A 15,368-nucleotide genomic window follows, 5' to 3' on the forward strand; every position below is an offset into this window, starting at 1 on the left:
GGGCGAAGAAGACGTTAACGCTGTCCCGTCCGGGCAGATTCAGCCGGTCTTGAACGGCTCCGGCAGGAACGCCGTTTCCGGCCGCTCATAGGACAGGCGTACACTGTCGCGGCCGTTCTTCTTGGCTTTGTAGAGCGCATCGTCGGCACGGCGCATCAGCGGCTCCAGCGCCTCGCCCCCGCTGCGGGCCGCCACGCCGAAGCTTGCCGTCACCCTCGTTCCCTGGGGAAGTCCGTCGACATGGCCGGCCGAATAGACGGTGCGCACCGCCTCGGCGAACAGCCGGGCCGCGGCAAGATCGCTGAGTGGCAGCAGCACCGCGAATTCCTCGCCGCCGATACGCCCGGCAACACCGCGCGCGCCGGCCGCCGACCGAAGCTTGGCGGCGAAGTCGGCGATCACCCGATCGCCCGCGCCATGTCCATGCACATCGTTGAGCGCCTTGAAGTGATCGAGGTCAGCCAGCACCAGCGCGACCGGGAACCGGGCCGAGGCGCAGTGCTGCAAGAGCAGCATGCCGCGTTCCTCGAAGCCACGCCGGTTGAGCAGGCCCGACAGGGGGTCGGTATAGGTCTCGGTCTTCAATGCCTTCAACACGTCGAGTGCCGCGGCGGAAAACAGGCACAGCGCGATGAGCAGCGAGAGCAGCGCGTGCGACAGCAGCGCCGTCGTCCAGTAGGACGAGCCATAGAACCCGTCATAGCTGGCGAAGGACCCATGCGCGATGACGACGGCAAGGGTGCGCACGAAGAAATTGACGCCCGACAGCAGCGACAGCACGAACAGGATTTTTTCGGTCGGGCCGTTGTTGCGCACCGGGCGCAGTTCGGCAGCAACCAGAAGGCTGATGCCGCCGAATGCGAAATTCATCGCCAGGATGCGCCAGGTGAGATCCGGCGCGACGAACAGGAACCAGCACAACGACGCCAGGCCGCCGCCGGCCAGCAGGGCGATCCCCACATAGGGCACCTTGCGGCCATAGCGGTGGATGACAGCGCTGGCCAGGCAGCACGCGGCGATGGTGAAGCAGATGTTCGACGTAAGCTTGGTCAGCGGCATCCCGATGGGCAAGGTGAAATACTGCAGCAGGAAGCCAGCCGCCGAGAGACTGTAGCTGATCGCCAAAACGGCCAGATAGGGGCGGTGGCGCTGATAGGACCATAGCACAAGGAACGCCGCGCCGAGCGCCAGCGCGATCGTCGGGTTGAGCAGCGCAATGAGCAGACCCGTGTCCAACCGACTGTGACTTCCCCTGGCTTACGTCAGGGAAGAGCTTAGAGGGCAAGCCCAAACAAGCGGTTAAGCGAAAGCGATAAGCAGGACCGCCGTCTCAAAATAATGTCACGGAACCGCAGTCCCCAGTCAGCGTTCCTCCGTTCACAATCTGGAGCGACCCATGGCCGACACAATCACACTGACCGACCACGATGCGATCCGCTCATGGGCTGCCGGGCGCGCCGGCTTTCCCGCAATCGTCGACATATCGCCGGAAGCGGGGACGCAGCCCATGTTGAGGCTGGTCTTCGGCCAGCACGCCTATCAGGATCAGGACCAGCCTGAACGGCCGCTCAATGCGGGAGGCTATGAACTCGTCGAATGGGACGAATGGTTCAAGCTCTTCGAGGAACAACAGCTTGCGCTTGTGGTCGCGGCCGAACAGCCGGGACGCCGCGAGGAGTTCCACGAGCTCGTCCGCCGCGACGGAAAGAGCTGACCCGAGCCGGGCGCGGCTCGGGTTCTGGTTCAAATCCGGGTTACTTCCACTCGCGGATGTCGACGAAGTGGCCGGCGATCGCCGCCGCGGCCGCCATCGCCGGCGACACGAGATGGGTGCGGCCCTTGAAGCCTTGCCGGCCCTCGAAATTGCGGTTCGAGGTCGAGGCGCAGCGTTCATGCGGCTTTAGCCGGTCGTCGTTCATGGCAAGGCACATCGAGCAGCCCGGCTCGCGCCAGTCGAAGCCGGCGGCGACAAAGATCTTGTCGAGACCTTCGGCTTCCGCCTGTTCCTTGACCAGGCCGGAGCCGGGCACAATCATCGCATCGACATGCGGGCTGACCGTCTTGCCTTCGACCACCTTGGCGACGGCGCGCAGATCCTCGATGCGGCCGTTGGTGCACGAACCGATGAAGACGCGGTCGAGCGTGATGTCGGTGATCTTGGTGCCCGGCGTCAGACCCATATAGTCGAGCGCGCGCTGCTTGGAGGTGCGCTTGTTTTCATCGGCGATGTCGTCCGGGTTCGGCACGATGCCCTGCACCGACACGACATCCTCGGGCGAGGAGCCCCAGGAGACGATCGGCGGCAGCTTGGCCGCGTCGAGCACGATCACCTTGTCGAAATGCGCGCCTTCGTCGGACTGCAGCGTCTTCCAATATTCGAGTGCCGCATCCCAGGACGCGCCCTTCGGCGCGCGCGGCTTGTCCTTGACATAGGCGAAGGTCGTCTCGTCGGCGGCGATCAGGCCGGCGCGCGCGCCGCCTTCGATCGACATGTTGCAGATCGTCATGCGGCCTTCCATCGACAGCGCACGGATCGCTTCGCCGGCATATTCGATGACATAGCCGGTGCCGCCGGCGGTGCCGATCTCGCCGATGATGGCGAGGATGATGTCCTTGGCGGTGACGCCCTCCGGCAACTGGCCGTCGACACGCACCAGCATGTTCTTGGCCTTGCGCTGGATCAGCGTCTGCGTCGCCAGCACATGCTCGACCTCGGACGTGCCGATGCCATGCGCCAGCGCGCCGAAAGCGCCATGCGTCGAGGTGTGGCTGTCGCCGCAGACGATGGTCATGCCGGGCAGAGTAAAGCCCTGCTCGGGTCCGATGATGTGGACGATACCCTGGCGGATATCGTTCTCGGAATAATATTCGACTCCGAAATCCCTGGCGTTCTTGGCCAGCGCCTCGACCTGGATGCGGCTTTCCTCGTTCTTGATGCCGAACTTGCGCTCGGGCGAGGTCGAGACATTGTGATCGACCACGGCCAGCGTCTTTTCCGGATGCCGGACTTTACGGCCGGTCATGCGCAGGCCTTCGAAGGCCTGCGGGCTGGTCACTTCATGGACCAGGTGGCGGTCGATGTAGAGCAGGCAGGTGCCGTCGTCCTGGCGATCGACGACATGGTCGTCGAAAATCTTGTCGTAGAGGGTGCGCGGTGCGCTCATGTGCGTAAATCCGTCGATATGAGAATGGGAAAGAGCAGGTACCGGACCTCAGGCCCGGCGAAAGGGACCCGAACAGGTCGGCCTAGGGTAGTCGGCTGGTCAGCGCCCCGGACACGCGCGCGGAAAAACGCGACGGCAGGCGTTTCCTGTCCTGCAGCACGAACCCCTTGTAGGCCGGATCGCCAAAAAGCTCTTCCATGGCGTGGCTCATACCAATGTTTTGGGTTTTCGGCAATTGCGGCGTTCAGCGCCTTTACCTCCTCCCTTGTGGGAGAAGGGAAGTGGGGTCACAACACTTCAAACACAAACGTCTTCACCAACGCGTCCGGCTCGGCGATCGCATAGCAGCGGAACCACGGGCTCTCCTCGACCGCCCGCCATTTCCCAGCTTGCTCCAGCTCATCGAACACCGCCTGGAAGCCGCCGCTCTCAAACACCTGGTCGCGCACGGTGAAGATCGCATGGCCGCCCTGGCGGGTGATGCGCACCAGTTCGTGCAGGCCGGATGCCGGCGCATGGCTGATGGTGAACACGCCGGTCGAGAAGAAGGCGCGGAAGTGGCCGTCAGGCCATGGCAGCGTTTCGCCCAGCATTGCCTGCTTCAGGTCGCTGTAGGCATTGCGGCTGCCGGCGATCTTCAGCATATCGTGCGAGAGGTCGAGCCCCGCAATGTAGCGGTAACCGAGCGCCTTCAGCGAGGGTCCCGACAGGCCAGTGCCGCAGCCGGCATCGAGCAAGGGGCCATCGCCCGCCGGCACATGACGCGCCACCCAGGCGGTGATCAGGAAAGGCAGGAGGTAGCCGAGCGAGGCGGTCTCGCTGTCATAGGTCGCAGCCCACGCGGCGTAGGCCTCCTCAAGCGCTTCCGGCGTGTCGGCCGTGTAGACGGAATCCAGCGCCGCATTGGCTTTGTCGACGATCATGGGGACCTCCTCAAGGGGAATGCTCGGGGATCGTAGCGCTGCCTTGGCCGAAAAACTATTCCTCGTGCTGGCGGCGCAGCCGCCGCTCCAGCGCCCTGAGCGCCAGCGACAGGCCGACGGTCAGGATGAGATAGATGTAGGCCGTTATCGAATAGGTCTCGAAGAAGCGAAAGGAGCCGGCGGCGTAGACCTTGCCCATCTGCGTGATGTCGGCAACGCCGAGCACCGAGACCAGCGAGGAATCCTTGACCAAAGCGACGAAATCATTGCCGAGCGGCGGCAGGATGGTGCGGATTGCCTGTGGGAACACGATCAGCCGGAAACGCTGCGCGCGTGTCAGCCCAAGCGCCTTCGCCGCTTCGATCTGACCCTTCTCCACCGCCTGGATGCCGGCCCGGAAAACCTCCGAGATGAAAGCCGAATAGCCGATGGTCAGCGCCATGATGGCGCGCCAGAGCAGCGACACGTCGCGCACCAAAAGCTCGCCGAACAGGCCGGCGTTTTGCAGCGGCGCGGTCAGCGCGTTCCAGGCCGCGACGAAGGCCGGCGCGCCGGCAAAGGCGATCCAGAACAACAGCACCAGGATCGGCACGCCGCGGACGATCTCGACATAGAAGCGCGCGATCTGGCGCAGCCAGCGCGAACCGGACATTCCCATCAGCGCGATGCCGAGCCCAATGGCCGACGCCAGCACGAAGGCGATCACGGTGACGAAGATGGTGACGCCGATGCCCTTGGCGACCGTGGCGAACACCTGGGCATAGAGGTTGCTGGTGGCGACGAAGACGGCCACCGCGATCGCGAGGGCTGCGGCAACGACAAGCCACCAGGGGAAGTCGGCTTTGGACGAAGAGGAAGGCGTTGCCATCAGGCGATGCCGGCCAAGCAGACGTGGGGGCAGAGGGGGGCGTTCAAGCGCGAAGTCAGCGGGAAATCACTGCCCCATCTTGTAATCAAGAAACCATTTCTTGTTTAGCGCATCGAACGTCCCGTCCGCCTTCAACGCAGCGATTGCCGCGTTGATCGGCTTCACCAGGTCGGAACCCTTGGGGAAAATGAAACCGAAATCCTCGGTGCCGAGCGGCCCGCCGATCAGTTTCAGTTTGCCCTCGGAGGCGTCGACATAGCCTTTGCCAGCGGTGCCATCGGTCAAAACGACATCGACGTCACCGGACTTCAGTGCCTGCACGGTCGCGCCGAAGGTTTCAAACAGTTTGATGCGCGGGTTCTGCTCATTGCCGTCGAGCACGCTATAGACGGCGGTGTAGAAGGGCGTGGTGCCGGCCTGCGCGCCGATCAGCCCGTCCTTGAAGTCGCCGAAGGTCTTGGCGTCAGTGAAGCGGCTCTCATCGCCGCGCACCAGCATGAACTGTTCCGAGCGCATATAGGGGTCGGAGAAATCGACCTTCTCCTTGCGGTCGTCCTTGATGGTGATGCCGGTCATGCCAATGTTGTACTGGTTGTCGGAAACCGCCTGGATCATCGCGTCCCAGGAAGTGTTCTGGTACTCGACCGTGAAATTGAGCCGCTTGGCGATCTCGTTCATCGCATCATATTCCCAGCCGATCTGTTTGCCGGTCTTGGCATCGATGAACTGCAGCGGCGGATAGGCGTTTTCGGTCACAACCACCACCTTTTTGCCGCCGAGGTCGGGCAGCGCCTGCGCAAAGGCGGCAACGGGCGTCAGGACGAGGGCAAGCAGGCCTGCCAGCAGCAGTTTCGATTTGGTCATGACACACTCCCCGGAAATTGACGGACCCGGACATGGCCGGGCTTGCAGGAAAATACGGCGCCGACTTTAGCTTTCCGCAAGCGTCATGCAAGACGGTCCGCTGCGTCAGCGCGCGCGAAAAGGGATTCCAGTGCCTTCATTTCCGGGATTCAGGAATGAACGGTGTTGCGGCAGCGATCAGCTCCGCTTCGCGATGCCGGCATCTGCCTTGCGCAAGCCGGAGACGAACCGCGTCAGCGTGCGGTGCAGGGATTTCAACTCGTCGGCATCCAGCGGCAGGTTGCAAAGCATCGCCGCCGGCACGCTTTTAGCCTGCTCACGCAACGCTTGGCCCTTCGCTGTCGGCTCGACCATAACCCGGCGCTCGTCGGCGGGGTCGCGCCGGCGTGTGACCAGTCCGCCAGCCTCCATCCGCTTGAGCAGCGGCGTCAGCGTCGCCGAATCCAGCCCAAGCGCTTCGCCAAGCTCGCCAACCGTGCTTGGAGCTCGTTCCCACAGCGCCAACATGGCCAGATATTGCGGATAGGTCAGGCCGAGCGGATCGAGCAGCGGGCGGTAGAGCTTCGTCATCAGCCCGCTTGCCGAATAGAGCGCGAAGCACAGCTGCTGGTCGAGCCGCGGAACGTGAAACGTCCCGGCGGCCTCGGCCGGGGCGTCGCTGGTGCTCTTTGTCGTCTTTTCCGTCATGCCGCCTTTACCGAAAGCGCTACGTCGACATTGCCCCTGATGGCGTTGGAATAGGGGCAGATCTTGTGCGCCTCCGATACAAGCGCTTCCGCCGCCGCCTGATCAAGGCCTTTCGTTTCCGCCGCGAGCGCGACGCCGAGCTTAAAGCCTTCGCCATTGGGAAGCAGGCTGACGGTGGAGGTTACCCCGGCATCCGTCAGCGACAGCTTCTGTTTGCGTGCGACGAAGCGGATGGCGCTTTCGAAGCAGGCGGCATAGCCGATTGCGAACAGTTGCTCGGGATTGGTGGCGCCCCCCGGCCCGCCGAGCTCCTTGGGCATTGCCAGATCGACCTTGAGCAGACCGTCGCTGGTCTCGCCATGGCCGGCGCGGCCGCCGGTGACGTGAGCCTGTGTGGTGTAGAGTGCCATATCAAATCTCCAATTATCTTGTGCGCGATTATTTAGTACACAAGATAATATGCCGTCAACAGCCGGATCCTGTTTCTGACGCTGAAAGCGTTCACAGTCTGGTGAAACGAAAAAAGGCGGCCGAAGCCGCCTTTTTGAATGGGATTTCCGAAAACCTTATTCGGCGGGGGTCGCTTCCGCGGCGGCCTTGGCTGCTGCTTCGGCTTCGGCGGCGGCCTTCTTCTCGGCGGCGTCCTGGGCTGCCTTCTCGACGGCCAGGGCCTCGGCTGCTGCCACCTTCTCGGCCTCGATGCGGGCCTTCTCGGCGTTCAGCGCATCGCGCTCCTCGTCGTTCAGCTTGCGGGCGCGCACGCCGGTGTTTTCCGAAATACGGGCCGATTTGCCGCGACGATCGCGCAGGTAGTAGAGCTTGGCGCGACGCACCTTGCCGCGGCGAACGATCTCGACGCCTTCAACCATCGGCGAGTAGACCGGGAACACGCGCTCGACGCCTTCGCCGTAGGAAATCTTGCGAACCGTGAAGTTCTCCTGGAAGCCGGCGCCTGCGCGGGCGATGACGACGCCCTCATAGGCCTGGACGCGGGTGCGGGTGCCTTCGGTCACGCGGACCTGGACGCGCACGGTGTCGCCGGGCTGGAATTCGGGAAGCTTGCGCTTGGCTTCGATCTTGGCGGCCTGTTCGGCCTCGAGCTGACGGAGGATATCCATCTCAAAAGTCCACTTCTTGTTCTTCCGACAGTCAGAGCGTCCGACACTCGCCTTGCAGTTCCATTGACCGCTTGGCTATGCCTTTTGTCTCCAAGACATTTGTCTTTGAAACATCAGGCAGGGGCGACTACACCGTCATTGTTGACGGGTCCGGCAGATTCTTTCTGGCCGGTACGGGCGGGCACATACAGCTATTTCGCCGCTTTGTCACGCCTTGGCAGCGCATTTTCTGCTCGCATGGCACCATCGTAATCCTGCCGTGCCGGGTTGCGCCGGTCGTTCAGGCTTTCTAAGCCTGAAATAACACAGTTTTGAGCGGCCGCAATTCATGTCTGTCTTCGATGCCATCCTGCTGTTTCTGGCGGGCTTCCTGTCAGGCGCCGCCAATGCGGTCGCCGGTGGCGGCACCTTCATCACCTTCGGCGCCATGACGTTGGTCGGCCTGCCGCCGATCGTCGCCAACGCCACCTCCTCGGTGACGCAATTTCCAGGCTACATCACCTCGACCCTCGCCTACTCGGCCGATATCAGGCACTTCTGGCGCGGCGCGCTGCTGCTGTGCCTGATTTCGGCCGTGGGTGCACTGGCCGGCGCGCTGATCCTTTTGGCGCTCGACAATCCGTCATTTCGCGCTCTGGTGCCGTGGCTGCTCTTGGCCGCGACAGCCCTGTTCGCAGCCGGCCCCTGGCTGAAACCAGTGCCGAAGCCCGGTCATGAAGCGGCGGTGGGCTCGCTCGCCGGCTCCCTGGCGCAGTTTCTCACCGCCATCTATGGCGGCTTCTTCGGCGCCGGCATGGGCGTGATGATGCTGGCGACGCTCGGCCTCACCCAGGCCGGCGACTATCACCGGCTGAACGCGCTGAAGAACATGCTGGCCATGGTCATCGCGGCGGTCGCTATCGTCGTCTTCGTCTCGGGCGGCGTCGTCGCCTGGCCGCAGGCGATCATCATGATCCCGGGCGGCGCGCTCGGCGGCTATGCCGGCGTCTGGATCGCCAAGCGCGTGCCACAAAACGCGGTGCGCGGCTTCGTCGTCGCTGTCGGTCTGTTTCTGGCTTTCTATTACTTTTGGAAAGGGTGAGCGGCGGCGCCCAACAAATCCGGACGCCGCTCTTTCGTCAACGCCTCTGACTCCGCCCGACGCCACGCGGCGATCTTCTTGTGATTGCCCGAGACCAGCACCTCGGGTATCTCGCGGCCTTCAAACTCCTGCGGCCGCGTATAGTGCGGATGTTCGAGCAGGCCGTTTTCGAAACTCTCCTCCTCGCCCGACACCGCGTTGCCCATCACGCCGGGCAACAGCCGCACCACCGCATCGAGCAGAACGAGCGCTGCCGGCTCACCACCCGAGAGGATGAAATCACCGATGGAGACTTCCTCCAATCCCCGCGCGTCGATCACCCGCTGGTCGACGCCTTCGAAGCGGCCGCACAGGATGACGGCACCCGGCCCAGCGGCCAGCTCGCGCACACGCGCCTGGGTCAGCGGCTTGCCGCGCGGGCTCATCAGCAGCCGAGGCCGCGCATCGCCTTCCGGCGAAGCATGGTCGATGGCTTTCGCCAGCACGTCGGCGCGCATCACCATGCCGGCGCCGCCGCCGGCGGGCGTGTCGTCGACGGTGCGATGGCGGTCGGTGGCGAAGTCGCGGATCTGGATCGCCTCCAGCGACCACGTCCCGGCCTCCAGCGCCCGGCCGGCCAACGAGAGGCCGAGCGCGCCGGGAAACATCTCGGGGTAAAGCGTCAGCACCGAAGCGGAAAAACTCACCGGTTGCCCCCGGCATCGCTCGGTCCGCGCGGCCGGCCCTTCGGATCGAAGTCTTCCTCGCGCGGGCCATCGCCATCCTCGTCGTCGACCAGCCCGGCAGCCGCCGGATCGACACGGACAAAACCCTCGGCGATCGACACTTGCGGCACGGCGGCCTGTGTGAACGGAATCAGCACGCCCTTGCGCCCGCCCAGCGTCACGTCGAGAATATCGCCGCCGCCGAAATTGTGCACCGCGACCACCTTGCCAAGCACGGCAGCCGTGTCGTCGCGGACTTCGAGGCCGACGAGGTCGGCATGGTAGAATTCGTCTTCCTCGCCGTCGTCCGGCAGCATCGAACGGTCGACGAACAGCTCCGTGCCTGCCAGCGCCTCGGCCGCATTGCGGTCGGCAATGCCCTTGAAGCGGACCACGACGACGGTGTTGGCAGGCCTGATGTCGACGATCTGGAAGGCGCGCCCGTCCCTGGCGTAGAGCGGCCCGTAATCGGCCAGCGCCAGCGGCTCACCTGTGAAGGTCTTCACCCGCAACTCGCCCTTGATGCCATGGGCGGCGCCGATCACGGCCATCTGGACAGGGTTCTGGAGCTTGCTCATGGCGCTTTTACCTTCGTCATCCACGGGCGGAGCAGGCGCGAAGCGACTGCGCAGACCCGAGGATCCATTCCGTTACGGCGACCAAAAAGCACGGCAGTTCAGAAAGGGTCACGAGTCTCGTTCCTGCCAAGTCTCTATTTGCAAACACTTCGCGTGGTCTCCACCGCAAAGCTATCAGACTTGTAACGCAGCAACGCTCGCAGGTCACGGCATGGATCCTGGGGTCTCCGCGACGTCGCTTCGCTCCTGCTCCGCCGCAGGATGACGAAGGGGGCGGGCATTTCAGCCAATCACCAAGGTAGTCACCTGCCACCAATCGATGGTCTCCTAACCTCAGCCGGCTGTCATTTCAATGACGGCTCTTCACCGCTTCCTAACCCGAATACCCGAAAATGCCGCCATGCAGGAATTCCTGATCCCGGCCAAACCCGATCTCCAGGCGGCGCGCGAAAGCTGGCTGAAGATGCTGGCGCGAGAACGCCGGCTGTCGCCCAAGACGGTGGAAGCCTATGAGCGCGACACGCGCCAGTTCCTGCATTTCCTCACCGGCCATTGCGGCGGCTCGCCCGGCATTTCGGACATCGCCGATCTGCGCCCGGCCGACCTGCGCGGCTTTCTCGCGGCGCGGCGCAATGCCGGTGCCGGTGCCCGCACGCTGGGCCGGGGTCTCGCCGGCATCCGCTCGCTGCTGCGTTTCCTCGAGCGGCGCGGCCTCGCCAATGCGGCCGGGGCGGCAGCACTGCGCGCGCCGCGCCAGCCCAAATCGCTGCCCAAGCCGCTGACAGCGAGCGATGCCAAGCATGTTGTTTCCATTGAAGGCCAACTGGCGGAGGAACCCTGGATTGCTGCCCGCAACGCCGCCGTGCTGACACTGCTCTACGGCTCCGGCCTGCGCATTTCCGAGGCGCTTGGCCTCGCCGGCGCCGATCTGGCGTCGGCGGCCGACACGGTGCTTCGCGTCACCGGCAAGGGCGGCAAGACGCGCCTGGTGCCGGTGCTGCCGGTGGCGCTCAGGGCGATCGCCGAATATCGCCGGCTCTGCCCCTACCATCTCGACCCCAAGGGCCTGTTGTTTCGCGGCGCCCGCGGCGGTCCGCTCAACCCGGCCATCGTCCAGCGCGACATGGCCAAGCTGCGCTCGGCGCTCAACCTGCCCGATACCGCGACGCCGCATGCGCTGCGCCATTCCTTCGCCACGCATCTGCTCGGCCGCGGCGGCGATTTGCGCACCATCCAGGAACTGCTCGGCCACGCCAGCCTGTCGACGACACAGATCTACACCGGCGTCGACACTGCGAGGCTGCTCGAGATTTACGAGCAGGCCCATCCACGGGCATGAACGCCAGTAGCGTCGCATAGTATCGGTGGCCAAACGTTCACCATTGGCCGAAAGCCTCCCCAACGTCGTCATCCCTGGGCGAAGCAGGAGCGAAGCTCCGTCGCGGAGACCCTGGGATCCATGCCGCGACCTTTGCCATGGAGTGCTGCGGAGCGGAATTCTGCACTGTTGCAGCGTTCCAGAGTCCCGGCATGGATCCTCGGGTCTGCGCCGCGTCGCTACGCTCCTTGCTCCGCCCGTGGATGACGAAGGAATGGGCGTTTCCGCTAATCATTGAGTCATGAGCACCATCGACGTCCGCTGAGGGCGATAGCCGGTCGAAGACAATTTCGCAGTACCAATTAACCGTTTTGCCGCTTTTCGGTTCTAGGAATGGGATCATGAAACGAGTCATCGCCATCGCCGACCGTGCAGCTTCCGTGTCGCTGAAGCTGCTCGTCGCGCTCAACGTTCTGTTCTTCCTGTCGTTTCTCGCCGCGCTGCTGTTCGCGGCCGGCAAGGCGCATGCCGAAATCCCGACCTGCACCGGCGCCGACATGCTGTCGGCCTTGCAGAAGAACGATCCGGCGACCTACCGCAAGATCGAAGCGGAAGCCGCCGCGACACCGAACGGCAAGGGCCTGTTGTGGAAGCTGGAAAAGCCCGGCGAGAAGCCGTCCTTCCTGTTCGGCACCATGCATATGACCGACCCGCGCGTCACCACGCTGCCTCCCGACGCGCAGAAAGCCTATGACGCCGCCGGCACCATCATCATCGAAACCACGGACGTGCTCGACAAGCAGAAGATGATGGTCGCGATGCTCAAGGAGCCGGACCTGATGATGTTCACTGATTCGACGACGCTGGCGTCGCTGCTGTCGCCCGACGATGCGGCGGCCATGAACGCCGCGCTCGACGCACGCGGCATTCCTCCGGCAACGGTTGCCAAGATGAAGCCGTGGATGCTCTCTGCCATGATGGCACTGCCGGCCTGCGAGCTGGCCCGCCAGTCAGGCGGCGCCCCGGTGCTCGATGTCAGGCTGGCGGAAGGTGCAAAGGCTTCCGGCAAGCCGGTGGAAGGATTGGAGACTGCTGAAAGCCAGTTGCGCGCCATGGCCTCGCTGCCGCTGGCGTTTCACATGAAGGGCCTCGTCGACACGCTGAAGCTCGGCGATAAGATCAACGACATCAACGAAACCATGATCGTGCTCTACCAGCGCGGCGACACCGGAATGTTCTGGCCGCTGTTTCGCGCGGCCATGCCGGAAGGCACGGACGACCCCGCGGGCTATGCGGCATTCGAGGAAACCATGATCACCAGCCGCAACAAGGTGATGGTCGAGCATGCCGAACCGATCCTTGCCAGGGGCAACGTCTTCATGGCGGTCGGCGCCCTCCACCTCCCCGGCCCCGAAGGCCTCGTCGAGGATTTCCGCAAGGCCGGTTACACCGTCACGCCCGTTGGACTTTAGCTGCTTCAGCTTACTTCGCCAGGATCTGGGCCAGCATCGCCGGAACGACGATCCGGTGAAACGGCATGATGATCGCGAGATAGGCGCGCCCGAGCAGATTGTGCGTCTTGACTATCGTCGTCGCGGCCACCTCTTGCCGGCCCACGCCAAGATCCCTGACTTCGACCAGGACACGGAAATCGAGATGCCGGTCGTCGAGGCCAAGCACGACCTTGCCGGGAGACTGGCTGATAAGCGGAAAGATCCCGATCTTGCCGCCCGGCAACACGGCAGGTTCCAGGCCCGTCTTCAGCCGGAATGGCCTGACGGCAAGATTGCGCAGCGCCATGAGCCTGCCGACCCAGGGCGGCGTTCGCCCCAGGGCGCGTTCCGCCGCGCCGAGTGCCGTTAAAGAAAGACCCTGGGTGATCAGCACAAAGCGGTCGGCGAACTGGGCTCCGGCGAGGGCATTGCAGTGATTCGGGACAAACTCTGCCAGGGGGTTCGTCACGGCAAAATCCTCCGAAAAGATCATAATAGGCACCAACTTGGCGCGTTGCGTGGCGAAACGACGCCATTCCGGCGCCGGAACGGCGGGATTGTCCTTGTTTTTGGCGTTTTCCAACCCTAGCGTGAAACCAGTTCAATGATTGCGCGTTATATGGTGTTGATTGATATTTTTCATCCACGGAGGACACTTTTATGGCGAACGCACCGAATCCAAACGACCCGTTCAATCCCAACACCACCAACACCACCATCAAGCAGAGCGGTGGCGGCGGTAGTGGCTGGCTGATTGCGCTGGTCGTCGTTATTCTGGCGGTTGTCGCGTATTATATTTTCGGAAGAAGCGGTGAGCACCCGGCACCCGCCGAGCCGCCGGCGGCCAGCACACCGGCGCCCGCACCGGCACCGGCGGAACCGATGAAGCCGGCCGAACCTGCGCCTGCTCCGGCGCCTGCAGAACCGGCGCCTGCCCCGGCACCAGCGCCTGCACCGGCTCCTGCCCCGGCACCGGCCCCAGCGCCTGCACCGGCCAACTGATCGGCTCGATATCAAATACGAACGGCCCGCCGAAAGGCGGGCCGTTTTGTAGGGATCGCTACGTTCGTCACCCTCGGGCTTGACCGAGGATAGTGCCTTTAGATGTGGATCGGCTTGAAGAACGTTGCCAGCGCCGCCTCCTTGATCGCCTCCGACATCGTCGGATGCGCGTGGCAGGTGCGGGCGAGATCCTCAGACGAGCCCCCGAATTCCATCAGCACCGCCGCCTCGTGGATCATCTCGCCTGCGCCGAAGCCGACAATATGCACGCCGAGTACGCGGTCGCTCGTCTTGTCGGCGAGGATCTTCACAAAACCGTCGGTGTGCAGCATGGCGCGCGCCCGGCCATTGGCGCTGAACGGGAATTTTCCGGCCTTGTAGTCGATGCCGGCCTTCTTCAACTCTTCCTCGGTCTTGCCGACCGAGGCGATTTCCGGGCTGGTGTAGACGACGCTCGGAATGACGTCATAGTTCACGTGGCCGGCCTGGCCGGCAATGGTTTCGGCCACCGCCACGCCCTCGTCCTCGGCCTTGTGTGCCAGCATCGGCCCGGCGATGACATCGCCGATGGCATAGATGCCCGAGACATTGGTCTTGAGATGGCCATCGGTCTTGACCCGGCCGCGCTCGTCGACCTCGACGCCGGCTTCCCCGAGCCCGAGCCTGTCGGCATAGGCGCGGCGGCCGGTGGCGATCAGCACGGCATCGGCCTCGATCGTCTCGGCGGCGCCGCCCTTGACCGGCTCGAAGGTGACGGTCGCACCCTTCTTGGCCTTGGCGACACCGGTGACCTTGGCGCCGAGCTTGAACTCGAAGCCCTGCTTTGAAAGCAAGCGCTGGAACTGCTTGGAAACCTCGCCGTCCATGCCGCCGAGGATGGTGTCGAGGAACTCGACCACGGTGACCTTGGCGCCGAGCCGTGCCCACACCGAGCCGAGCTCGAGCCCGATGACACCGCCGCCGACCACCACCAGATGGCCGGGAACCTTATCAAGCGACAATGCGCCGGTCGACGACACGATCACCTTCTCGTCGATGTCGACCTTGACGCCGGGAATGCCGGCGACATCCGAGCCGGTGGCGATGACGATGTTCCTGGTCTCGATCTCCTCGACCTTGCCGTCCTCGGAGGTGACAGAGACCTTGCCGGCGGCGAGCACCTTGCCGGTGCCGCGGAAACTATCGATCTTATTCTTCTTGAACAGAAAGGCGACGCCGTTGACGTTCGACGACACCGTCGCATCCTTGTGCGCCATCATCTTCTTCAGGTTCAATTTCGGCGCTGATATCTCGACGCCGAGCGTGTCGAAGGAGTGACCGGCCTCGGCGAACATCTCGGAGGCATGGAGCAGCGCCTTGGAAGGGATGCAGCCGATGTTGAGGCAGGTACCGCCGAAGGTCGCGTTCTTCTCGACCACCGCGACCCTGAGCCCGAGCTGCGCCGCCTTGATGGCGCAGACATAGCCGCCCGGTCCCGATCCGATGATAACGACGTCATAAGCCATGATACTGTCCTTCTGTTTGAGCATGATGCCGTGTGACGCGGTTTTCGGATAACATCCTGCTCG

17 protein-coding genes are annotated in these 15,368 nt (G+C 63.8%); 5 read left to right on the top strand and 12 right to left on the bottom strand.

What is annotated here, in order from left to right; all coding sequences use genetic code 11:
• Positions 1 to 39: 39 nt before the first annotated feature.
• Positions 40 to 1,236: a GGDEF domain-containing protein gene (locus NKJ67_RS15985; protein ID WP_352581915.1), complete on the bottom strand. Its 1,197-nt coding sequence runs from the start codon at positions 1,234 to 1,236 to the stop codon at positions 40 to 42.
• 160 nt (positions 1,237 to 1,396) lie between these two features.
• Here NKJ67_RS15985 and NKJ67_RS15990 point away from each other — a divergent pair, with 160 nt between their 5' ends.
• Positions 1,397 to 1,714 (top strand): hypothetical protein, encoded by a 318-nt coding sequence (locus NKJ67_RS15990; RefSeq protein ID WP_127267369.1) that lies wholly within the window; start codon positions 1,397 to 1,399, stop codon positions 1,712 to 1,714.
• Positions 1,715 to 1,754: 40 nt separating this feature from the next.
• On the opposite strand, the gene leuC is transcribed toward NKJ67_RS15990, so the two are convergent.
• The 7 genes from leuC to rplS form a co-directional block, all read right to left on the bottom strand.
• The gene (gene leuC / locus NKJ67_RS15995) at positions 1,755 to 3,164 is read right to left on the bottom strand and encodes a 3-isopropylmalate dehydratase large subunit (protein ID WP_127267368.1); all 1,410 of its coding nucleotides are present in this window, start codon (positions 3,162 to 3,164) and stop codon (positions 1,755 to 1,757) included.
• Between the two features lie 287 nt (positions 3,165 to 3,451).
• Positions 3,452 to 4,087, bottom strand: coding sequence for a class I SAM-dependent DNA methyltransferase (locus tag NKJ67_RS16000; RefSeq protein WP_256747804.1), 636 nt, complete (start codon positions 4,085 to 4,087; stop codon positions 3,452 to 3,454).
• A 55-nt stretch (positions 4,088 to 4,142) separates the two neighbouring features.
• Complete coding sequence (locus NKJ67_RS16005; protein WP_352581916.1) at positions 4,143 to 4,955, bottom strand: amino acid ABC transporter permease; 813 nt, start codon at positions 4,953 to 4,955, stop codon at positions 4,143 to 4,145.
• A 66-nt stretch (positions 4,956 to 5,021) separates the two neighbouring features.
• A complete protein-coding gene (locus tag NKJ67_RS16010; protein ID WP_127382870.1) occupies positions 5,022 to 5,819 on the bottom strand; it encodes a basic amino acid ABC transporter substrate-binding protein in 798 nt (265 codons plus the stop codon).
• Between the two features lie 177 nt (positions 5,820 to 5,996).
• Entirely contained in the window at positions 5,997 to 6,506 is a 510-nt protein-coding gene (locus NKJ67_RS16015; RefSeq protein WP_352581917.1) for a MarR family winged helix-turn-helix transcriptional regulator, read from the bottom strand.
• Complete coding sequence (locus tag NKJ67_RS16020; RefSeq protein WP_127267363.1) at positions 6,503 to 6,916, bottom strand: organic hydroperoxide resistance protein; 414 nt, start codon at positions 6,914 to 6,916, stop codon at positions 6,503 to 6,505. The genes NKJ67_RS16015 and NKJ67_RS16020 overlap by 4 nt, the downstream gene beginning before the upstream one ends.
• 156 nt (positions 6,917 to 7,072) lie before the next feature.
• Entirely contained in the window at positions 7,073 to 7,624 is a 552-nt protein-coding gene (rplS, locus tag NKJ67_RS16025; protein ID WP_013528861.1) for a 50S ribosomal protein L19, read from the bottom strand.
• A 328-nt stretch (positions 7,625 to 7,952) separates the two neighbouring features.
• Between rplS and NKJ67_RS16030 the strand changes: the two genes are divergently transcribed.
• Positions 7,953 to 8,705, top strand: coding sequence for a sulfite exporter TauE/SafE family protein (locus tag NKJ67_RS16030; protein ID WP_127267362.1), 753 nt, complete (start codon positions 7,953 to 7,955; stop codon positions 8,703 to 8,705).
• Here NKJ67_RS16030 and trmD read toward each other — a convergent pair.
• Together trmD and rimM are read right to left on the bottom strand one after the other, a co-directional pair.
• Positions 8,687 to 9,391, bottom strand: a complete 705-nt coding sequence (gene trmD / locus NKJ67_RS16035) for a tRNA (guanosine(37)-N1)-methyltransferase TrmD (protein ID WP_352581918.1) — start codon at positions 9,389 to 9,391, stop codon at positions 8,687 to 8,689. The two genes, NKJ67_RS16030 and trmD, sit on opposite strands and share 19 nt — an antisense overlap.
• Positions 9,388 to 9,987: a ribosome maturation factor RimM gene (gene rimM / locus NKJ67_RS16040; protein WP_352581919.1), complete on the bottom strand. Its 600-nt coding sequence runs from the start codon at positions 9,985 to 9,987 to the stop codon at positions 9,388 to 9,390. The genes trmD and rimM overlap by 4 nt, the downstream gene beginning before the upstream one ends.
• A 400-nt stretch (positions 9,988 to 10,387) precedes the next feature.
• Between rimM and NKJ67_RS16045 the strand changes: the two genes are divergently transcribed.
• Entirely contained in the window at positions 10,388 to 11,326 is a 939-nt protein-coding gene (locus NKJ67_RS16045) for a tyrosine recombinase XerC (protein ID WP_352581920.1), read from the top strand.
• Positions 11,327 to 11,706: 380 nt separating this feature from the next.
• Complete coding sequence (locus tag NKJ67_RS16050) at positions 11,707 to 12,777, top strand: TraB/GumN family protein (RefSeq protein WP_352581921.1); 1,071 nt, start codon at positions 11,707 to 11,709, stop codon at positions 12,775 to 12,777.
• A 10-nt stretch (positions 12,778 to 12,787) separates the two neighbouring features.
• On the opposite strand, the gene NKJ67_RS16055 is transcribed toward NKJ67_RS16050, so the two are convergent.
• On the bottom strand, positions 12,788 to 13,381 hold the full coding sequence (locus tag NKJ67_RS16055) for a DUF2867 domain-containing protein (RefSeq protein WP_352581922.1): 594 nt from the start codon (positions 13,379 to 13,381) through the stop codon (positions 12,788 to 12,790).
• Between the two features lie 77 nt (positions 13,382 to 13,458).
• Here NKJ67_RS16055 and NKJ67_RS16060 point away from each other — a divergent pair, with 77 nt between their 5' ends.
• Positions 13,459 to 13,800: a hypothetical protein gene (locus tag NKJ67_RS16060; RefSeq protein WP_352581923.1), complete on the top strand. Its 342-nt coding sequence runs from the start codon at positions 13,459 to 13,461 to the stop codon at positions 13,798 to 13,800.
• A gap of 98 nt (positions 13,801 to 13,898) precedes the next feature.
• Here NKJ67_RS16060 and lpdA read toward each other — a convergent pair whose 3' ends face one another.
• Positions 13,899 to 15,329 (bottom strand): dihydrolipoyl dehydrogenase, encoded by a 1,431-nt coding sequence (gene lpdA, locus NKJ67_RS16065; protein WP_352581924.1) that lies wholly within the window; start codon positions 15,327 to 15,329, stop codon positions 13,899 to 13,901.
• Between the last annotated feature and the right edge of the window lie 39 nt (positions 15,330 to 15,368).

Source organism: Mesorhizobium sp. M0088, assembly GCF_040322895.1.
GTDB lineage: Bacteria > Pseudomonadota > Alphaproteobacteria > Rhizobiales > Rhizobiaceae > Mesorhizobium.

Excerpts from the sequence above, each read along its gene's own strand:
- NKJ67_RS15990 (WP_127267369.1), top strand. The coding sequence starts at position 1,397 with ATGGCCGACACAATCACACTGACCGACCACGATGCGATCCGCTCATGG.
- leuC (WP_127267368.1), bottom strand. The coding sequence starts at position 3,164 with ATGAGCGCACCGCGCACCCTCTACGACAAGATTTTCGACGACCATGTC.
- NKJ67_RS16000 (WP_256747804.1), bottom strand. The coding sequence starts at position 4,087 with ATGATCGTCGACAAAGCCAATGCGGCGCTGGATTCCGTCTACACGGCC.
- NKJ67_RS16005 (WP_352581916.1), bottom strand. The coding sequence starts at position 4,955 with ATGGCAACGCCTTCCTCTTCGTCCAAAGCCGACTTCCCCTGGTGGCTT.
- NKJ67_RS16010 (WP_127382870.1), bottom strand. The coding sequence starts at position 5,819 with ATGACCAAATCGAAACTGCTGCTGGCAGGCCTGCTTGCCCTCGTCCTG.
- NKJ67_RS16015 (WP_352581917.1), bottom strand. The coding sequence starts at position 6,506 with ATGACGGAAAAGACGACAAAGAGCACCAGCGACGCCCCGGCCGAGGCC.
- NKJ67_RS16020 (WP_127267363.1), bottom strand. The coding sequence starts at position 6,916 with ATGGCACTCTACACCACACAGGCTCACGTCACCGGCGGCCGCGCCGGC.
- rplS (WP_013528861.1), bottom strand. The coding sequence starts at position 7,624 with ATGGATATCCTCCGTCAGCTCGAGGCCGAACAGGCCGCCAAGATCGAA.
- NKJ67_RS16030 (WP_127267362.1), top strand. The coding sequence starts at position 7,953 with ATGTCTGTCTTCGATGCCATCCTGCTGTTTCTGGCGGGCTTCCTGTCA.
- rimM (WP_352581919.1), bottom strand. The coding sequence starts at position 9,987 with ATGAGCAAGCTCCAGAACCCTGTCCAGATGGCCGTGATCGGCGCCGCC.
- NKJ67_RS16045 (WP_352581920.1), top strand. The coding sequence starts at position 10,388 with ATGCAGGAATTCCTGATCCCGGCCAAACCCGATCTCCAGGCGGCGCGC.
- NKJ67_RS16050 (WP_352581921.1), top strand. The coding sequence starts at position 11,707 with ATGAAACGAGTCATCGCCATCGCCGACCGTGCAGCTTCCGTGTCGCTG.
- NKJ67_RS16060 (WP_352581923.1), top strand. The coding sequence starts at position 13,459 with ATGGCGAACGCACCGAATCCAAACGACCCGTTCAATCCCAACACCACC.
- lpdA (WP_352581924.1), bottom strand. The coding sequence starts at position 15,329 with ATGCTCAAACAGAAGGACAGTATCATGGCTTATGACGTCGTTATCATC.